The organism is Achromobacter sp. 10T422, from assembly GCF_056394065.1.
This window is the reverse complement of sequence record NZ_JBFTHD010000009.1, coordinates 157,444-174,911: the sequence shown is the minus strand read 5'-3', so window position 1 is coordinate 174,911 and position 17,468 is coordinate 157,444. Positions and strand designations below refer to the sequence as shown.

The 17,468-nt window shown below is 65.3% G+C and carries 17 protein-coding genes; 7 read left to right on the top strand and 10 right to left on the bottom strand.

The features are described 5' to 3' along the window. Positions 1–34 precede the first annotated feature (34 nt). The 6 genes from AC1DB0_RS24455 (at position 35) to AC1DB0_RS24430 (ending at position 6,187) form a co-directional block, all read left to right on the top strand. Complete coding sequence (locus AC1DB0_RS24455) at positions 35–739, top strand: glutathione S-transferase N-terminal domain-containing protein (RefSeq protein WP_175170957.1); 705 nt, start codon at positions 35–37, stop codon at positions 737–739. A gap of 19 nt (positions 740–758) precedes the next feature. Further along, a complete protein-coding gene (locus AC1DB0_RS24450; RefSeq protein ID WP_476758129.1) occupies positions 759–1,733 on the top strand; it encodes a LysR family transcriptional regulator in 975 nt (324 codons plus the stop codon). A gap of 77 nt (positions 1,734–1,810) precedes the next feature. Further along, on the top strand, positions 1,811–3,217 hold the full coding sequence (gene tcuA, locus AC1DB0_RS24445) for an FAD-dependent tricarballylate dehydrogenase TcuA (RefSeq protein ID WP_476758128.1): 1,407 nt from the start codon (positions 1,811–1,813) through the stop codon (positions 3,215–3,217). Continuing rightward, a complete protein-coding gene (gene tcuB / locus AC1DB0_RS24440) occupies positions 3,214–4,467 on the top strand; it encodes a tricarballylate utilization 4Fe-4S protein TcuB (protein ID WP_476758127.1) in 1,254 nt (417 codons plus the stop codon). The genes tcuA and tcuB overlap by 4 nt, the downstream gene beginning before the upstream one ends. Positions 4,468–4,539: 72 nt before the next feature. Further along, positions 4,540–5,517 carry a Bug family tripartite tricarboxylate transporter substrate binding protein gene (locus AC1DB0_RS24435; RefSeq protein WP_447982649.1) on the top strand — a complete coding sequence of 326 codons (978 nt, stop codon included), beginning with the start codon at positions 4,540–4,542 and terminating at the stop codon, positions 5,515–5,517. A 76-nt stretch (positions 5,518–5,593) separates the two neighbouring features. Next, positions 5,594–6,187, top strand: a complete 594-nt coding sequence (locus AC1DB0_RS24430) for a hypothetical protein (RefSeq protein ID WP_447578774.1) — start codon at positions 5,594–5,596, stop codon at positions 6,185–6,187. Positions 6,188–6,194: 7 nt separating this feature from the next. On the opposite strand, the gene AC1DB0_RS24425 is transcribed toward AC1DB0_RS24430, so the two are convergent. From AC1DB0_RS24425 to AC1DB0_RS24395, 7 genes are all read right to left on the bottom strand, one after another. Then, on the bottom strand, positions 6,195–8,642 hold the full coding sequence (locus AC1DB0_RS24425) for a TonB-dependent siderophore receptor (protein ID WP_476758126.1): 2,448 nt from the start codon (positions 8,640–8,642) through the stop codon (positions 6,195–6,197). 96 nt (positions 8,643–8,738) lie between these two features. Continuing rightward, positions 8,739–9,764, bottom strand: coding sequence for a DUF4880 domain-containing protein (locus AC1DB0_RS24420; protein WP_476758125.1), 1,026 nt, complete (start codon positions 9,762–9,764; stop codon positions 8,739–8,741). Next, positions 9,761–10,273 carry a sigma-70 family RNA polymerase sigma factor gene (locus AC1DB0_RS24415; RefSeq protein ID WP_175170952.1) on the bottom strand — a complete coding sequence of 171 codons (513 nt, stop codon included), beginning with the start codon at positions 10,271–10,273 and terminating at the stop codon, positions 9,761–9,763. The genes AC1DB0_RS24420 and AC1DB0_RS24415 overlap by 4 nt, the downstream gene beginning before the upstream one ends. 72 nt (positions 10,274–10,345) lie before the next feature. After that, positions 10,346–11,758: an aminotransferase-like domain-containing protein gene (locus AC1DB0_RS24410; protein WP_342066197.1), complete on the bottom strand. Its 1,413-nt coding sequence runs from the start codon at positions 11,756–11,758 to the stop codon at positions 10,346–10,348. Between the two features lie 30 nt (positions 11,759–11,788). Next, a complete protein-coding gene (locus AC1DB0_RS24405) occupies positions 11,789–11,944 on the bottom strand; it encodes a DUF2474 family protein (protein ID WP_082387086.1) in 156 nt (51 codons plus the stop codon). An 8-nt stretch (positions 11,945–11,952) separates the two neighbouring features. Further along, positions 11,953–12,960 carry a cytochrome d ubiquinol oxidase subunit II gene (gene cydB / locus AC1DB0_RS24400; RefSeq protein WP_476758124.1) on the bottom strand — a complete coding sequence of 336 codons (1,008 nt, stop codon included), beginning with the start codon at positions 12,958–12,960 and terminating at the stop codon, positions 11,953–11,955. A 4-nt stretch (positions 12,961–12,964) separates the two neighbouring features. Continuing rightward, complete coding sequence (locus AC1DB0_RS24395) at positions 12,965–14,401, bottom strand: cytochrome ubiquinol oxidase subunit I (RefSeq protein ID WP_441371699.1); 1,437 nt, start codon at positions 14,399–14,401, stop codon at positions 12,965–12,967. A 351-nt stretch (positions 14,402–14,752) separates the two neighbouring features. Between AC1DB0_RS24395 and AC1DB0_RS24390 the strand changes: the two genes are divergently transcribed. Further along, positions 14,753–15,427, top strand: coding sequence for a GntR family transcriptional regulator (locus AC1DB0_RS24390; RefSeq protein WP_054423221.1), 675 nt, complete (start codon positions 14,753–14,755; stop codon positions 15,425–15,427). 204 nt (positions 15,428–15,631) lie between these two features. Here AC1DB0_RS24390 and AC1DB0_RS24385 read toward each other — a convergent pair whose 3' ends face one another. The 3 genes from AC1DB0_RS24385 to AC1DB0_RS24375 form a co-directional block, all read right to left on the bottom strand. Further along, a complete protein-coding gene (locus AC1DB0_RS24385; RefSeq protein WP_476758123.1) occupies positions 15,632–16,147 on the bottom strand; it encodes an ATP-binding cassette domain-containing protein in 516 nt (171 codons plus the stop codon). A gap of 99 nt (positions 16,148–16,246) precedes the next feature. Beyond that, the gene (phbB, locus tag AC1DB0_RS24380; protein WP_346551580.1) at positions 16,247–16,990 is read right to left on the bottom strand and encodes an acetoacetyl-CoA reductase; all 744 of its coding nucleotides are present in this window, start codon (positions 16,988–16,990) and stop codon (positions 16,247–16,249) included. Further along, entirely contained in the window at positions 16,980–17,447 is a 468-nt protein-coding gene (locus AC1DB0_RS24375) for a hypothetical protein (RefSeq protein ID WP_338060059.1), read from the bottom strand. The genes phbB and AC1DB0_RS24375 overlap by 11 nt, the downstream gene beginning before the upstream one ends. Between the last annotated feature and the right edge of the window lie 21 nt (positions 17,448–17,468).

The following is a 17,468-nucleotide window of genomic DNA, read 5'->3' as shown; positions in this document are numbered from 1 at the left end:
CCACAAATTCCCGCCTCCCCTGGAGAAACCCCGCATGACCTCCCTTGCCTCGTTCGACATCACCAAGAAGTGGCCCGCCCAGCATCCCGACCGCCTTCAGCTGTATTCGCTGCCCACGCCCAATGGCGTGAAGGTGTCGATCCTGCTGGAAGAAATGGGGCTGCCGTACGAGGTGCACCGGGTCAGTTTCGATACGCAAGACCAGTTTTCGCCCGAGTTCCTGTCGCTGAGCCCGAACAACAAGATTCCGGCCATCCTTGACCCCAATGGCCCCGACGGCAAGCCGTTGGCGCTGTTCGAGTCGGGCGCCATCCTGATCTATCTGGCCAGCAAGACGGGCCAGTTCATTCCCGCGGACACGGCCGGGCGCTACGAGACGCTGCAATGGGTGATGTTCCAGATGGGCGGCATCGGCCCGATGTTTGGCCAACTGGGCTTCTTCCATAAGTTCGCCGGCAAGGACTACGAAGACAAGCGCCCGCGCGACCGTTACGCCGCCGAATCCAAGCGCCTGCTGGGCGTGCTGGACAAGCGCCTGGAAGGCCGCGACTGGGTCATGGGCGACGAATACACCATCGCCGACATCGCCATCCTGCCGTGGGTGCGCAACCTGGTTGGCTTCTATGGCGCGGGTGACCTCGTCGAGTTCTCGCAGTTCAAGAACGTGGCCCGCGTGCTGGAAGCCTTTGTCGCCCGCCCGGCCGTCGTGCGCGGCCTGACGATTCCGCCCGCGCCGTAACGGCAACACTGAGCCCGCCATGGAACTGCGCCAACTGCGTTACTTCGTTCGCGTCGTTGAGGCGGGCAGCATCGGCCGGGCGGCCATGTCCATCGGCATGGTCACGTCCGCGCTCAGCCAGCAGATCAGCCGCCTGGAAGGCGAGTTGTCGACGCGGCTGTTGCAGCGCAGCGCCAGCGGCGTGGTGCCCACCGATGCGGGCCTGGCGTTCTTTCGCCAGGCGCAACTGGCCCTGCGCCATGCCGACGACGCCGTGCAGGCCGCGCAGCAGGCGCGGCTGGCCGGCCACGTCAGCGTGGGCCTGCCATCCACCACCGCCGCTATTCTGGGGGCGCCGTTCCTGCAAGCCATGAACGAGCGCTATCCCGACATCCGGCTGCATCTGGTCGAGGCGCTGTCGGGCCATTTAAGCGACATGCTCAACGGCCGCCTGCTGGATCTGGCCATCGTGTTCCACACCGAATCCGCGCGCCGTTGGAGCGTGATGCCTTTGCTGGACGAACCCTTGTTTCTCTGCGCGCATCGCGACATGCCGGGGTTGCCATCGGGGGCGACATCGGGGGCGACATCGGGGGGCGCATCGGGCGGCGCGTCGGGCGGCACTACGCAGCTGGCTGCCATCGCTCACTTGCCGCTGGTCTTGCCCAGCGGCCGCCATGGCTTGCGGGCGTTGGTCAACAACGCGTTCCAGCAACTGGGCCAGACGCCACGCGTGGTGGCTGAAGTGGATGGCTTGTCATTGCTGATGGACGTGGTACAGCTGGGCAACGCCGCCACCATCCAGCCCAGCTCGGCCACCGCGCGCATCGCGCCCGGCCAGCTGCACATGGCGCGCATTGAAGACGCGCACCTGTTCCGCCCCAATCTGCTGGCCAGTTTGTCGGACGACGAGCTCTCGCCCGCGGCGCTGGCCGCCCGTCTGGTGCTGGCGGATGTGTCGCGCACGCTGGCGCGCGAGGGCAAGTGGGCGGTCGTCGCCCTTCACGAATCGTGAAGACCCGTTGACGCCTGCCTGATATCGCACGCACCGCCCGCTGGGTACAGTCGGCCTCTTGAATTGGGGACGATGGCATGGTGGACGTCTTGGTGGTGGGAGGGGGCAATGCGGCGCTGTGCGCGGCCCTGATGGCGCGCGAAGCGGGCGCCAGCGTGATGCTGCTGGAAGCCGCGCCGCGCGAATGGCGTGGCGGCAATTCGCAGCACACGCGCAATTTGCGCTGCATGCACGATGCGCCGCAGGACGTGCTGATCGACGCGTATCCCGAAGAAGAATATTGGCAAGACCTGCTGAAGGTCACGGGCGGGCTGACCAACGAGCATCTGGCGCGCCTGGTCATCCGCGAATCGTCGACGTGCCGCGACTGGATGCGCCGCCATGGCGTGAACTTCCAGCCGCCGCTGTCGGGCGCGTTGCATGTGGCGCGCACCAATGCGTTTTTCATGGGTGGCGGCAAAGCGCTGGTCAACGCGTACTACCGCAGCGCCGAGGCGCTGGGCGTGCAGATCCGCTACAACGCGCCGGTTGATGCGCTGGAACTGGAAGACGGCCGCTTCAAGGCCGCGCGCATCGGCGACGAACGCATCGAAGCGCGCGCCTGTGTGCTGGCCGCCGGGGGCTTTGAGTCCAACCGCGAATGGTTGCGCGAGGCCTGGGGCCAGAACGAACGCGGCGAATGGCCGGCCGACAATTTCCTGATCCGTGGCACGCGCTTCAACATGGGCGTGCTGCTGAAATTCATGCTGGATGCAGGCGCGGACAGTATTGGCGACCCGTCGCAATCCCACTGCGTGGCGATCGACGCGCGCGCGCCGCTGTACGACGGCGGCATCTGTACGCGCATTGATTGCGTGTCGCTGGGCGTCGTGGTCAACCGCGACGCCGTGCGCTTCTACGACGAAGGCGAAGACTTCTGGCCCAAGCGCTACGCCATCTGGGGCCGGCTGACCGCGATGCAGCCCGGCCAAATCGCGTATTCCATCATCGACGCCAAGGCCGTCGGCCGCTTCATGCCGCCGGTGTTTCCGGGCGTGAAGGCCGACACCTTGCCCGAGCTTGCTGAAAAGCTGTGCCTGGACGCCGCCACGTTCGAGAGGACTTTGCGCGACTACAACGCGTCTTGTCGTGTCGGCACGTTCGACCACACCGCGCTGGACGACTGCCACACCGAAGGCGTCACGCCCGCCAAGACGCACTGGGCGCGCCCCATCGACACGGCGCCGTTCTACGGCTACGCGCTGCGCCCCGGCATCACCTTTACCTATCTGGGCCTGAAGGTGGACGACACCGCCGCCGTGCGCTTTAACGATGTGCCTAGCGACAACCTGTTCGTGGCCGGCGAAATGATGGCCGGCAACGTGCTGGGCAAGGGCTACACGGCAGGCGTGGGCATGTCCATCGGCACGGCGTTCGGCCGCATTGCCGGCACCCGCGCCGCCGCCGCTGCGCGCCAACAGACCCTTGCGAAGAGCACCACATGAAGCAGCTTGAAGCCCTGGCCCGCGAGGCGCAATCGTTTTCCCAAGCCGATGCGCAGGGGCACGCCCACCCTCAATCCGGCGGCCCGCCCGCCATGACCGAACAACCCGTCCGATGGATGGGCAAAAACGCCAAGCCGCAAGCAGACGCGTTGACCGGCGATGAAACCGAAGTGGCGCGCGTCATGCAGATTTGCAATGCCTGCCGCTACTGCGAAGGCTTCTGTGCGGTGTTTCCCGCCATGACGCGCCGCCTGGAATTCGGCAAGGCCGATCTGAACTACCTGGCCAACCTGTGCCACAACTGCGGCGCCTGTCTGCACGCCTGCCAGTACGCGCCACCGCACGAGTTTGCGGTGAACGTGCCGCAGGCCATGGCCAAGGTCCGCATGCAGACCTACACCGACTACGCCTGGCCCGCCGCGCTGGGCACGCTGTACAAGCGCAACGGCCTGGCCTTGTCGCTGGCTACCGCAGGCGGCCTGGCGCTGTTCCTGGTGCTGGCTGTGCTGATGGCGGGGGGGCTTTTTCACGAGCCCATGGCCGGCAATTTCTACGCGGTGTTCCCGCACAACACGCTGGCGCTGATGTTCGGCGTGGTGTTCGGCTTTTCGATGCTGGCGTTGGGCGTGGGCGTTACGCGCTTCTGGCGCAACGTCAGCCCGGGGGCGGCATCCGGCGCGGCGGTGGCCGAAGCGGCGCACGACGCGCTACGGCTGCGCTACCTGGACGGCGGCCACGGCAAGGGGTGCAACAACGCGGACGACGCCTTCACCTTGTGGCGCCGGCGCTTTCATCACTTCACGTTCTACGGCTTCATGCTGTGTTTTGCCGCCACCTGCGTGGCCACGGGGTATCACTATCTGCTGGGCCAGCAGGCACCGTATCCGTTCTTCAGCGCGCCGGTATTGCTGGGCACGGCGGGCGGCATCGGCCTGTTGATCGGGCCGGCCGGCCTGCTGTGGCTGAACATCAAGCGCCACCCGCAGCAAGGCGACGCCGCGCAAAAGCCCATGGACCGCGGCTTCATCCTGCTGCTGTTCTTGACCAGCGCCACGGGCCTGGCCTTGCTGGCTGGCCGGGATGGCAGCGCCATGGCGCTGTTGCTGGCGATACACCTGGGCGTAGTGATGGCGCTGTTCCTGACGCTGCCTTACGGCAAGTTCGCGCACGGTATTTACCGCTCGGCGGCGCTGCTCAAGTGGTCGATTGAAAAGCGCCAGCCCAACAAGCTGCAACTGGGGTCTGACTGAACGGCCCCACCCCTCGCGGGAATGACGGCGTCCTGTGAAGACGCCGCACTCATCACAACCCTGGAGACAACAATGTTCCTTACCCGACTGCCCGCGCGCGTTGCGCTGGCCGCCTGTCTGCTGCCGGCCCTGCCGGTGGCGCACGCGCAATCCTTTCCTTCCAAGCCCATCACGCTGGTGGTGCCGCACTCCGCCGGCGGCACGTCTGACATCCTGGCGCGCACGGTGGCGGCGGAAGCCGCCAAGACGCTGGGCCAGACCATCGTCATCGACAACAAGGGCGGCGCCAACGGCACCATTGCCGCCAAGCAAGTGGCCTCGTCCGCGCCGGACGGCTACACGCTGCTGCTGGCCACGGCCAGCACGCACGGCATCAACCCGTCGCTGTACTCGCGCATTTCGTACGACGCGGTGAAAGACTTCACGCCGGTCACGTTGCTGGCGACGGTGCCGAATGTGTTGGTGATCGGCCCCAACGTCAAGGCCGCAAACGTGCAGGAACTCATCACGTACATCCGCGGTCAAGGCGACAAGACGAACATGGGTTCGGCCGGCGCCGGCACGCCGGGCCATCTGGCCGGCGAGATGTTCAAGAGCGCGGCCAAGCTGCAATTCACGCACGTGCCGTACAAGGGCGGCAGCCCCGCCATTACCGACTTGATCGGCGGCCAGATCGACTTCATGTTCACGACCATTCCTGGCGTGTTGCCGCACGTGAAGGCGGGCACCTTGCGCGCGCTGGCGGTGACGTCCCCCGAGCGTTCCCCCGCCATGCCCGATGTGCCGACGATGGCCGAATCCGGGCTGCCCGGCTTTCAGGCTGTGTCGTGGCACGGTGTTGTAGCGCCGGCCGGCACGCCGCCTGAAGTGGTCAATAAGTTGAACGCTGCATTGAGCGGCGCGCTGGCGGCGCCCGCGGTGAAACAGCGCCTGATGGAAGAGGGCGCAGCCGCCTCCAACCTGAACACGGCCGCGTTCGGCACGTTCATCCAGGCCGAGATCGCGGCCTGGGCGAAAGCCGTGAAGGACTCGGGCGCGACGGCGAACTGACGCGGGCTTCGACAGCCGTTTCCGTCAACATGGCGCGTAGCCCGGCCGTGCGCATGCGCATGCTAGGATGCCCGCCATGTTGACGACCCTGCTGTTTTCCCTGCTGACTGTGACGTCGGCGGATGCCGCCGCCGCCTTCGACCTGAACTGCATGATTGCGGAAAAAGACGAAGGCGGAATGTTGAATGCCGCCGAACACTGCGCGCGCGTGGATGGCGACACGCTGGTGTTCCGCCCCGGCCTGTTGGGCCAGATGGATTTCAACGCCGATGGCTTGTCGCCGGTCTTTACGAACCGGTCCTGGTATTGGGTGCGGCCCGACGGCAAGTCGGCCGCCGTCGTCACCTACGACAACATGGCCGACGACTTCGAAGACGGCTTGACGCGCGGCCCCTGGTCGGGCGGCATGGCCTATTACGACACGCAGCTCAACCGCGTGCTGGCCACCCCATACGAATGGGTCGACCGCTACAGCACCGGCCTGGCTGTGGTGTGCGAAGGCTGCCGCAAGGCGTTCACGCCCGACGGCGAACACAGCTTTATGACGGGCGGCGAGTGGGGCGCCATCGACCGCGCAGGCAAGCTGGTGTTGCCGCTGCGGCCGGATGCGGCCAGCCTGATGCGCGAGGTCGAGGCGGCGCGGGCTGCGGCCCCCTCCGGTCCACGCTGACCTGGGTTTAGAACTTGTACCGCAGCTGTGCGAACACGTTACGCGGCGCGCCGTAGTAGACCGAGTTGTAGTTGCCCATGCCCGAGTAATAGTGTTTGTCGAACACGTTGTTCAGGTTGACCGTCAGGCGCAAATCCTTGTTGAAGTCGTATCCCGCCATCAAGCCAAATACCGCGTAACTGTCCTGCGTGAATCGATAGTTGCGCGCATCGACTTCTTGCGTGAAGAAGATATTGCCTTGCCAGTGCAGGTTGCCGCCTACGGTCAGCCGGTTCCAGTCGCCCGGCAAGCGGTAGGTGGTGGCCAGCTTGAACAGCTGTTGCGGCTGCGTGCTGCTGACGCGGCGGCCTTCGCGATCGCGTGAACGGCTGTAGGTGTAGCCGGCATGCAATTGCCAGCCCGGGAGCACTTCGCCCGACATTTCCAGTTCGACGCCGCGCGTGGTCACGCCAGGAATCGCCACGTAAGCGGTGCCGCCGTCTGGCGTTGTCGCGCCGCTTGCGTCCAGCTCGGCGACGTTGTCCTGCTTGAGCTGGAACAGAGCAATGCTGGCGTTCAGGCGGCCATCCAGGTATTCGCCCTTGGCGCCGAATTCGAAGCTCTTGCCGGTCAGCGGGTCCAGTTGGCGGTTGTTAGCGTCGAAGTTATAGGCCTGTGGCTTGAACACGTCCGTGTAGCTTGCGTACACGGTGTGGTGCGTGTCGACGTCGTAGGTCACGCCGGCGTAGGGGATGAGCTTGTTGCGCACGTCCGTGGAATAGGCACGATGGCGGCCGTTGGCGTAGTTGATGTTCTGGCTCCACGAGTAGTTCGTCATCCGGCCGCCCAGGATGAATGACAGCCGATCCGTGGGATGCAGCACGGTCGCGGCGTACAGGATCTTCTGGTTGACCAGCATGTCTTGCGTCAGCCACCACTCGTAGGATGATGGCTCGGTGGCGTCGTTGTTCCAATGGAAAGCGTCATCGATCCACAAGTCGGTGTCGCCGTCTTTGCGGTTGGACTGCGCGTGCGTGCGCGCGGCGTTGTAACCGACCACCAAGTCGTGCTGGCGGCCGAACAGCGTGTACGGGCCAGAGGCCTGAATGTCGATGCTGTTCTCGCGCGAGTCGGTGTTGAACCGGCTGGCGCCGCCCGGATAGAACCCGTGGCTGATGCGGTGGTCCACCACATCCACGGTGCTGCTGCCCATGCCTGAGATCAGCTCGCGCGATTGGTAGTTGCGGTGCGCGGCGGCCAGTTTGAAGTTCCAGCCGTTGTCCAGCGTGTGCTGGATGTCGGCGAACAGGCGTGTCGTGTCCTGGTTGCGCCAGGCCCATTTGTCGGCGGGGTTGGTCGACCGCGAAAACGTGACCTGCGAGCCGTCCGAATACAGCGAAGGCAAATGCGTGTTGGTGGTGGCTTGGTTGCGGTTCTGCTGGGTGTCGACGCCAAAGGATGCGGTCGTGCGGGGTGACAGGTCGGCTTCGATGATGCCGTAAGCAATGTTCTCCTTGCCGCGTGCATAGTCCATGAAGCTGCCGTGAGTCTCGGTGGCGCCGACGACGCGGCCGCGAATCTTGCCGTCTTGCGTCAAGGGGCCGCCCAGATCCACTTCGCTGCGGTAGCGGTCCCAGGACCCGGCGCCCGCGCTCAGGCTGCCCTGAAATTCCTGGGTGGGCCGCTTGCGGATGAAGTTGACGACTCCCGATGGATAGCCGGCGCCATTGACCAGGCCAGTCGCGCCCTTGAGCACTTCGATGCGGTCATAGATCACCGAGTTGGTGATGCTGAAGTTGTCGCGGACATTGCCGCCATCGCTCGACAGGCTGGGCAGGCCGTCGAACTGGAAGTTCTCAAGCTGGAAGCCGCGTGAGAAGAAGCTGTAGCCCTCGGAGTTGTCCTGGTTGACGACGATGCCGGGGGTTTGTTCCAGCGCGCCCGCCACGCTCACGATGCCCTGGTCATCCATTTGCTGGCGCGTGATGACGCTGACAGACTGCGGCGTTTCCCGCATCGACAGCCGCATGCGCGTGGCCGATGAGGATTCCGGCACGGTGTAGGAACCCGTGCCTTCGCTGGGCGTGATTATGCTGGCGCCCGTCACGAGCACGGGTTCAAGCGACGTTACGCCGCTGGCCGCCGGTATGGGGCGCACGGTCATGACGCCGTTGCGCGTGATGAGCAATTCCAGCCCCGTTCCTGCCAGGGCCTGCCGCGCCGCCGCGTCGGGGCTCAGCGCGCCGCGTACCGGCGCGGCTTGCTTGCCTGAGACCAGCTCGGCGCTGGCTGAAATGGTGCGGCCGCTTTGCAGCGAGATCCGGCTCAGCGTGTCCGCCAGCGAGGCGGCGGGCAGGTCGTAGGACAGGACGCTTTGCGCTGCGGTGGGAGCGGCGGGGGCGTCCTGGGCGTAGGCGGTCTGCGATAGCAATGCGGCGGCGACAAGCGCGGCGCCGCGGGTCAGCGGGAAATTCATGGTGGCAAAGGTCCGGCGAAGGTGAGGATTTTTGGTTGCGTCATTAGTCATGACGGCCACGGCGCTCAAATCCCCTCATCGCCGGCGAATTGTTTTCTATGCCGTGTCCACGATCGTCAGCCAGGGGCTGTAGCGGCGCACGCGGATTGGCAGCGTTTCGCTCAAGGCGATCAGCGTGCGGCCGGGGTCGTCCAAGGGAAAGACGCCAAACACGCGGAGCGCTGCCGCTTGGGGCGATACGCGAATCAGGCCGGGCTGATAGGCGCGCAGGCGTTCCACGACTTCGTCCAGCCGCGTGTCGCGCACGCTCAGGATGCCGGTACGCCAACTGGCAAGCGCCGCGTCGCCGCGCGTCCACGCGTGTTCCCGGTCGAACGCCGCGGACCCGTTCTGGGGCAAGGCCAAGCCCTGGCCGTGTTCCGGCTGCAGGTTCAACGAATTTTCGATGGCGCACGCGACGGCATACGCGTTGAACTGATCAACGCTCAGACGCGATGCATCCGTGGTGACGTCGCCAAAACGTGTCCGCACCACGAAGGGCCGGCTGTCTGCACGAGTCTCGGCATACAGGCCGCCTTGGCGCAACAGGATAGTGCGTTGCCTGTCGTCGAACCGGACGTCGGCGGCGGAGCGGGCATTCAGCGTCAGCAGCGTGCCGTCTTCCAGCGTGTAGGTGTGGCGTTCGCCTGTGTGCGTGGAATACGCAGACGACAGGCCAGCAAGCGGGACATAGCGATCGGTGACCAGCGCGCCGATTCCCACGCCGGAAAGCAACATGGCCAGCTTGAGGAGGCGGCGGCGGTCCAGTCCGCTGGGTTGCAACAAGGCCGCGCGGGCGGCACGCGCGGGGCCGGGAGCGTCGCTTGACGCGCCGCGTAAGCGGGACAGCGGCTGCTGCATCAGGCCGTCGACTTCCGCCCAGGCGCGGGCGTGGTCGGGATGGCTGCCGAGCCAGTGTTCAAAGCGCAGCCGGTCGCGCTCCGAGGCCTGGCCGGAAGTGAGCAGCACGATCCAGTCCACCGCGCGTTCCGTCAGCGGCTCGTTGAGCTGAGCGGTGTTGGTTTGAGCGGCATTAGTTTGAGCGGCATTGATGTGAGCGGCGTTGGTGCGGGTGGCTTTCATGCCGCATCCGCTGCGCGGCGCGCGGCAAGGCAATGCAGAAAGGCGCGCTTCACGTGCCGCTCGACTGTGGCCAGTGACAGGCCCAGCGCCGCCGCAATCGCCGGGTGGGTCATGCCGTCCAGCCGGTTCAGTAGAAACGCGTGTTTGACTGGCACAGGCAGGCCATCGAGCACGGCGTCGATCTCCATGACCGCCTGCTTCAGCATGGCCAGAGTTTCAGGCGAGGCGGCCACGGGTTCCTGCTCGTGCGCCAGCGCTTCGAGGTAGCGCGCTTCGACGTCTCGGGCGCGCCACAGATCAATCGTCAGGCGGCGGGCCAGCGTCAGCAGATAGGCGCGGGGTTCTGCGATGGGCGTTGGGCTGTGCGCGGTGAGAACACGGCAGAACGTATCCTGCGTCAGGTCGGCGGCATCGGCGTGGTTGTTGACGCGCCGGTTCAGCCAGCCGAACAGCCAGAGATGATGTTCCGCGTAGAGCCGGTGGACATTCTTGTACGCGGGGGAATCCATGGACGGGCGGCGTGAGTGTTAATGGGAATAACACTCATTTATAACGTGGATCGCCGCCCAAGACAATTGGCGCTACCCGTTCGCCATCAGCTTGCCCAGCGTCGCCATCCCTTGTTCCATGTCGTCGTTCCACGGATGCCCGTGGTTCAGGCGCAGGTAATTCGCGAATGCGCCTGACGACGAAAACAGCGGCCCCGGCGCAATGCTGATGCCGTGGTCGAGCGCGGCGCGGTGCAGCTTCAGGGTGTCGATGTGCGCCGGCAATTCCACCCACACGAAGTAGCCGCCCGCCGGCCGCGTGGCGCGTGTGCCTTTGGGGAAGTGGCGCGCCACGGCTTGCAGCAGCTCGCCTTGCTGTACCGCCAACGCTTGCCGGAACTGGCGCAGGTGGCGGTCAAAGCCGCCTTTTTCCAGATATGCCGCGATGGCGGCTTGTGTGGGCGCGGCAGTCGCAAGGCTGGTGGTGAGCTTGTTGCGCATGATCTGCCGCGTGTAGCGCCCAGCCGCCACCCAGCCCACCCGGTAACCGGGCGCAAGCGTCTTCGAGAACGACGAGCAGTGCATCACGATGCCTTCCTTGTCGAACGCCTTGGCCGGGCGCGGGCGCGTGTCGCCGAAATAGAGCTCGCCGTATACGTCGTCTTCAATCAGCGCCACGCCGTGCCGCGTCAGCAGCTTGACCAACGCGTCTTTCTTGGCGTCGGGCATCAAACTGCCCAGCGGATTCTGAAACGTGGTCATCAGCCAGCAGGCGCGCGGGCGGTGTTGCAGGATGGCCTGTTCCAGCGCTTGCAGGTCGATGCCTTCGCGCGGATGGGTCGCCACTTCGATGGCGTGCAGCTGGTTGCGTTCCAACGATTGCAGCGCGGCGTAGAACGTGGGGGATTCCACGATCACGGCGTCGCCCGGTTGCGTGACGGCGGTCAGGCACAGGTTCAGCGCATCCAGCGCGCCGTTGGTGATGATGATGTCGTCCACCGGCACCGACAGGCCGTCGGCCAGATAGCGCAACGCGATGGCGCGGCGCAGGGCGGCGTCGCCGGGGCTCAAGTCGTCGATGGAGCCCCACGGGTCCAGCCGTTGCACGGTGGACGCCATGAACTTGGCCAGCCGCCCGTAGGGCAGCAGCGACGGGCTGGGAAAGGCGGAGCCAAACGGCGTCATGTCGCGCCGCAAGGTGGCGTTGAGCACTTGCAGCACGTTGTCGCTGACGTCCACCGGATGGCGGCCCGCGCTGGCGCTGGACACGGCATCCAGCTCGGGCAGCGCCGTGTGCGGCGCGCGCAGCACGTAGTAGCCGGAGCGGTCCCGCGCGCGGATCAGGCCGCGCGCTTCCAGCAGGTAATAGGCCTTGAACACCGTGGACGGGCTGACCCCGCGGCTGGTGCTGGTTTGCCGCACCGAGGGCAGGCGGTCGCCCACTTGCAGCAGGCCCGATCGGATCGATGCTGTGATGTCTTCGGTCAAGCGTTCATAGCGCTTCATGGCGGTTCCGTGTGGTGAAGACAAGGGCGCTCAGGCCGACATGCCGATGGCGCGCATGACCAGGCGCAGCGCATAGGCGGCTGCCCCCAGCGCGGCGACGCTGGCCGCCCAGATCATGGCCAGCCACAGCAGGCGGCTGCGCCACGAGGGCAGCGCGGTGGGGTTGGGGGATGCGGAAGCAGACATGCGGGCCATCAGTGAAACTCCTCGCCAACGCGGACCTTGCCGCGGAACACGTAGTACGACCAGGCGGTGTACATCAGGATAATCGGAATGATCAGCAAGGCTCCCACCAATGCGAAGCCCAGGCTTTGCGTTGGCGCAGCTGCCGTCCAGATAGAGATGTCTGGCGGAATGATGGCGGGCCAGATGCTGATGCCCAGGCCGCTGTACGCCAGGAACACCAGCGCCAGCGACAACAGGAACGGGCCGGCGGACGGCATGCCGCGCACGCGGCGGATCAAATCAAAACCGGCCGCGGCCACCAGCACCGGCACCGGGATGAACCAGAACATGTTCGGCAAGCTGAACCAGCGCTGCGCGATGTGCGGCTGCGCAAGCGGCGTCCAGGCGCTAAGCACCGCGATGACGGCGAGCAGCGCCAGCGTCAACGGCTGCGCGATGCGGCACATGTGGCGGTGCAGCCGGCCTTCGGTCTTCATGATCAGCCATGTGCAGCCCAGCAGCGCATAACCCACGACCAGCCCCAGGCCCGTGAACATCGAGAACGGGCTGATCCAATCCCAGGCCCCGCCCGCGTAGGCGCGGCCAACAACGGGAATGCCTTCGATGTACGCGCCCAAGGTCACGCCCTGGAAGAAGGTTGCGCAGACAGAGCCGAACACAAACGCGCGGTCCCACAGCGGGCGGTGGTGTTCGTCTGCCTTGAAGCGGAATTCGAACGCCACGCCGCGAAAGATCAGCCCCAGCAGCATGAAGACCAGCGGCAGGTGCAGCGCGCTCAGGATGACGGAGTACGCCAAGGGGAACGCCGCCATCAGGCCCGCGCCGCCCAGCACCAGCCAGGTCTCGTTGCCGTCCCACACGGGGGCGACGGTGTTGACCATGACGTCGCGTTCGTCGCGGTCGCGGATCAGCGGAAACAGGATGCCGATGCCTAGATCAAAGCCATCCATGATCACGTACATCATCACGCCGAACAGGATGATGACGGCCCATATCAATGCAAGGTCGATGCCCATGGCGTCAGACTCCGGTATGCGTGCGGGGCGCCGGCTCGATGCCGGCCAGGGTGGACGCCGCGGACAGCGGGCGCGACGGCTGGCGCGGCTCGCCGGGGCCGCCGGACAAGGGCGCATGCCCCGGCGCGGGAGCCGGCCCCATGCGGATCAGGCGCAGCATGTACGACACGCCGGCGCCAAACACCAGCAGGTACACCACCACGAAGAGCGCGAGCGTCAGCGTCAGTTCACCCACGCCATGCGGCGTGGCGGCATCGGCCGTGCGCATCACGCCGTAGACGATCCAGGGCTGGCGGCCAATCTCCGTCACGTACCAGCCGGCCAGCATCGCGATGACGCCCGACGGCCCCATCCACAGCGCAAAGCGTTGCAGCGCGCGCGAGTCATACAGCCGCCCGCGCCACCGCGCCCACAGCGCCCAGCCCGCCAGCAGAATCATCAGCATGCCCAGCCCCGCCATGATGCGGAACGACCAGAACACGACGGTCGCGTTGGGGCGGTCTTCGGGCGGATACGACTTCAGCCCGGGGAACTGCCCATCCCAGCTGTGCGTCAGGATCAGGCTGCCCAAGCGCGGCACGTTCAGCGCAAAGCGCGTTGCTTCGCGCTCCATGTCGGGGATGCCAAAGAGCGTCAGCGGCACCCCCGCACCCGGCTCGTTTTCCCAATGGCCTTCGATGGCGGCGATCTTCGCGGGCTGGTGCTTCAGCGTGTTCAAGCCGTGGAAATCGCCCACCACCGCTTGCAGCGGCGCCACCAGCAGCAGCATGCCCATGGCCATCGCAAACATCTTCTTCACGGCGGGGCTGCGGTCACCGCGCAGCAGATGCCACGCGCCGGACGCGCCCACCAGCAGCGCGGTCGCCAGAAAAGCAGCGATGCCCATGTGCGCCAGCCGGTACGGGAACGACGGGTTGAAGATCACGGCCAGCCAGTCGGTGGGCACGACGCGGCCGTCCAGGATTTCGTAGCCGGCTGGCGTCTGCATCCAGCTGTTGGACGCCAGAATCCAGGTGGCTGACACCAGCGTGCCCAGCGCCACCATGATGGTGGAAAAGAAGTGCAGGCCCGGCCCCACGCGCGACCAGCCAAACAGCATCACGCCCAGGAAGCCGGCTTCCAGAAAGAAGGCGGTCAGCACTTCATAGGCCAATAACGGCCCGGTCACGCTGCCGGCGAAATCGGAAAAGAAGCTCCAGTTGGTGCCGAACTGGTACGCCATCACCAGGCCGGACACGACGCCCATGCCGAAGTTGACGGCGAATATCTTCGTCCAGAAGTGATAGAGGTCGCGATACACGGTTTTGCGCGTGCGCAGCCACAGGCCTTCCAGCACGGCCAGATAGCTGGCCAGCCCAATGGTGATCGCGGGAAAAATGATGTGAAAAGAAATGGTGAAACCGAATTGAATTCGGGCAAGCAATAGCGCGTCGCCATGCATAACGGTCTTCCTGATGAACAAGTGTCCTACCCCTGCGACAGTAGTTCCGGCGCGCGTTGTAGTACAGATTCAGAAAGCCGTTAAAAAAGCGGATCAGTTGATAGGGAACGACCCTGAATTCCTGGCAGTGACAGGGCAGGACGCTGTGCTATCTGATTTTGGCCCGCGCCGCATTTGATCTGAAAAAACAGCACAGATAGGCGCAGACAGAGGAAAAGTGGCCATAAGCGGGGATACGCCTGCGCCCGGTTCCCGAGGACGGGCCATTCGGCTACGATGGGAGCCCGCCGTTGGAACCCCCGACGTTTGCCGCAGGCCGCTGTCCTTCGCCGCAGAGATACCCCGATAGTCATGAGCATTACCAAAACGAAGGGCACGTCCAGTAAAGCCCAGGCCTTGCCGCACCGCATCCGCGACCAGTTGCGCTACGAAATCCTGACGGGTGCCTTGCCCGCTGGCACGCCGCTCAAGCAAGACGCCTTGGCCACGCGCTTTCAGGCCAGCCGCATTCCCGTGCGCGAAGCGCTGCGCCAGCTGGAAACGGAAGGCTTGGTGGCGTATCACCTGAACCGGGGCGCGGTGGTCATCCGCATGGACGTGGACCAGATCTGCGAGCTGCTCGACATCCGCATCGCGCTTGAAGGTTACGCGGTGCGCGCAGCCGTGCCGAACATGGCGCGGGCCGATCTCGACGCGCTGGAAGCCATTCTGAAAGCCTACGACGAGGCCGATTCGGTATCGCAATGGGCCGAGCTGAACCGCCGTTTTCACCTTGCCTTGTGCGCGCCCGCGAACAACACGCGCTTGCGCCGGCTGATCGAGGAATACGGCCTGAACACCGACCGCTACACGCACGAGATGATGTCGCAGGCGACCGGCAAGGAAGGCCCGCAATCGGACCACTACCGCATCCTGGAAGCCTGTAGGCAGCAGGACGGCGCGTTGGCTGCGCGCTTGGTGGAAGAACACATCCTTGAAACGAAGAAAAACCTGGTCGCCATGCACCGCATGCGCCAAGACGGCTGAACGCCTGCCGGGCCGATACGCCCGGCAGGCAAGCACACATCGCTGGCAGGCAAGCACACATCGCTGGCAGGCAAGCACACATCGCTGGCAGGCAAGCACACATCGCTGGCAGGCAAGCACACATCGCTGGCAGGCAAGCACACATCGCCGGCAGGCAAGCACACATCGCCGGCAGGCAAGCACACATCGCCAGCAGGCAAGCGCCTACGCCGCGCGGCCGCCCAGATACAGCTCGCGCACCTGCTCGTCATGCATCAGCGCGTGCGCGTCACCCGTGATGGCGACCGTGCCCATCGACAGCACATACGCACGATCCGAAATCCGCAGCGCTTCCATGGCGTTTTGCTCCACCATCAGAATCGTCACGTTTTCCTTGGCGCGGATGCGTTGAATGGCTTCGAACACTTCGCCCAGCGTCTTGGGCGACAGCCCGGCCGAAGGTTCATCCAGCAGCAACAAGCCGGGCGATGGCATCAGCGCGTGCGCCAGCGCCAGAATCTGACGTTCACCGCCGGACAAGGACGCTGCCGGCGCATTCAGTTTGCGTTGCAGCACGGGGTAGTGCTGGCACAAGGTGCGCACGCGCGCGTCGCACTGCGCCTTGTCCATCGCATTGCCGCCGAGGCGGCTCGCGTCACAACAATATGGGGTTAACCCGTTACTTGCTGTTTCAAACGTCGTTTTGATGGGGCGGGTTGCACCTTTCCTGCCGAGTTGCACCTTTTTGCCGCCGCTGAAACAGCCGCGCCTGCCGACGGGTTCGTGGGCAGGCGCGGTGGGCAAGATCTTGCAGGGGGCAAGGGCCCCGAGGAGTAGAGATCAGTACATATGCTGGCCGCCGTTCATGGCCACATTGCTGCCGGTCATGAAGCCGGCGGCGTCGCTGCAAATGAATGCGACCAGCGCCGCAACTTCCTCGGGCTGGCCCAGCCGGCCCACGGGAATCTGCGGCAGAATCTTTTCCTTCAATACCTCCTCGGGTACCGCCTGCACCATGCGCGTGTCCAGATAACCGGGCGACACGGTGTTGACGGTGACGCCTCTGCTGGCCAGCTCCAGCGCCAGCGACTTCGTGAAGCCGTGTATGCCGGCTTTCGATGCGGCGTAGTTGGTTTGCCCGAACGCGCCCTTGCTGCCATTCACGGACGAGATGTTCACGATGCGGCCCCAGCCGCGGTCGGCCATGGCGCCGCACAACGGCTGCGTCATGTTGAACATCGAATCCAGATTGCTGTGCATGACTTCGGTCCAGTTTTCGAAGCTCATTTTGCGCAGCCGGACATCGCGCGTGATGCCCGCGTTGTTGATCAGGATATCGATCTGGCGGCCGTCGCGTTCCAGGCGGCCCATCAATGCCTGGCACGACGCGTAGTCGCCCACATCCACCTGATAGATGGCGAAGCGGCGCCCCTTGGCCGCTTCTTGTTCCACCCACGCGCGGGTATTGGCCTCGCTGGCGTGGTAGGTCACGATCACGTCGTGGCCGGCATCGTGCAGCGCCTGCGCAATGGCCCGCCCCAAGCCAACGCCGCCGGTCACGAGCGCCGTGCGCTTAGCCGTCATGATGGCCTCCCGGCTGGCTGGCGTCGCGCATGGCCGAGCATGCCGCGGCCATCTGGTTGGACATCGTCGACCACATCTGTGTCAGTGGCGACGCGCCAACGGCCATGCCGGCGCCCGTGGCGGTTTTGAACCAGCTGCTCATGGCTTCGCCGAAGCCGGCCGCCAATGCGGCTTGTTCCTCAAGCGCGGCGTGCGTGATCGCCTGGCTGGCTTCCAGCTGGCTTTGCCATCGCTTGCGCGTCACTTCGCCCAGCGCGGGCGCAATCTGTTGCCAGTCACCGCCATGAGCCAGCGGGCCCAGCGTTGACAGGTATTGCGTGGTGTGGTCGTCGGCCAGGCGTCGGCCCAGTTCCATCCAGCGTTGCTGGCTCTCTTGCGCAAGTTTGGCCAGCCGTTGGCAATAGGCGGCGTTGGCGCCGGCGATGCCTTGGGGTGCGGGGGCAGTAGTCTTATTCATCATCCGTCCTTTTAAGAAGTG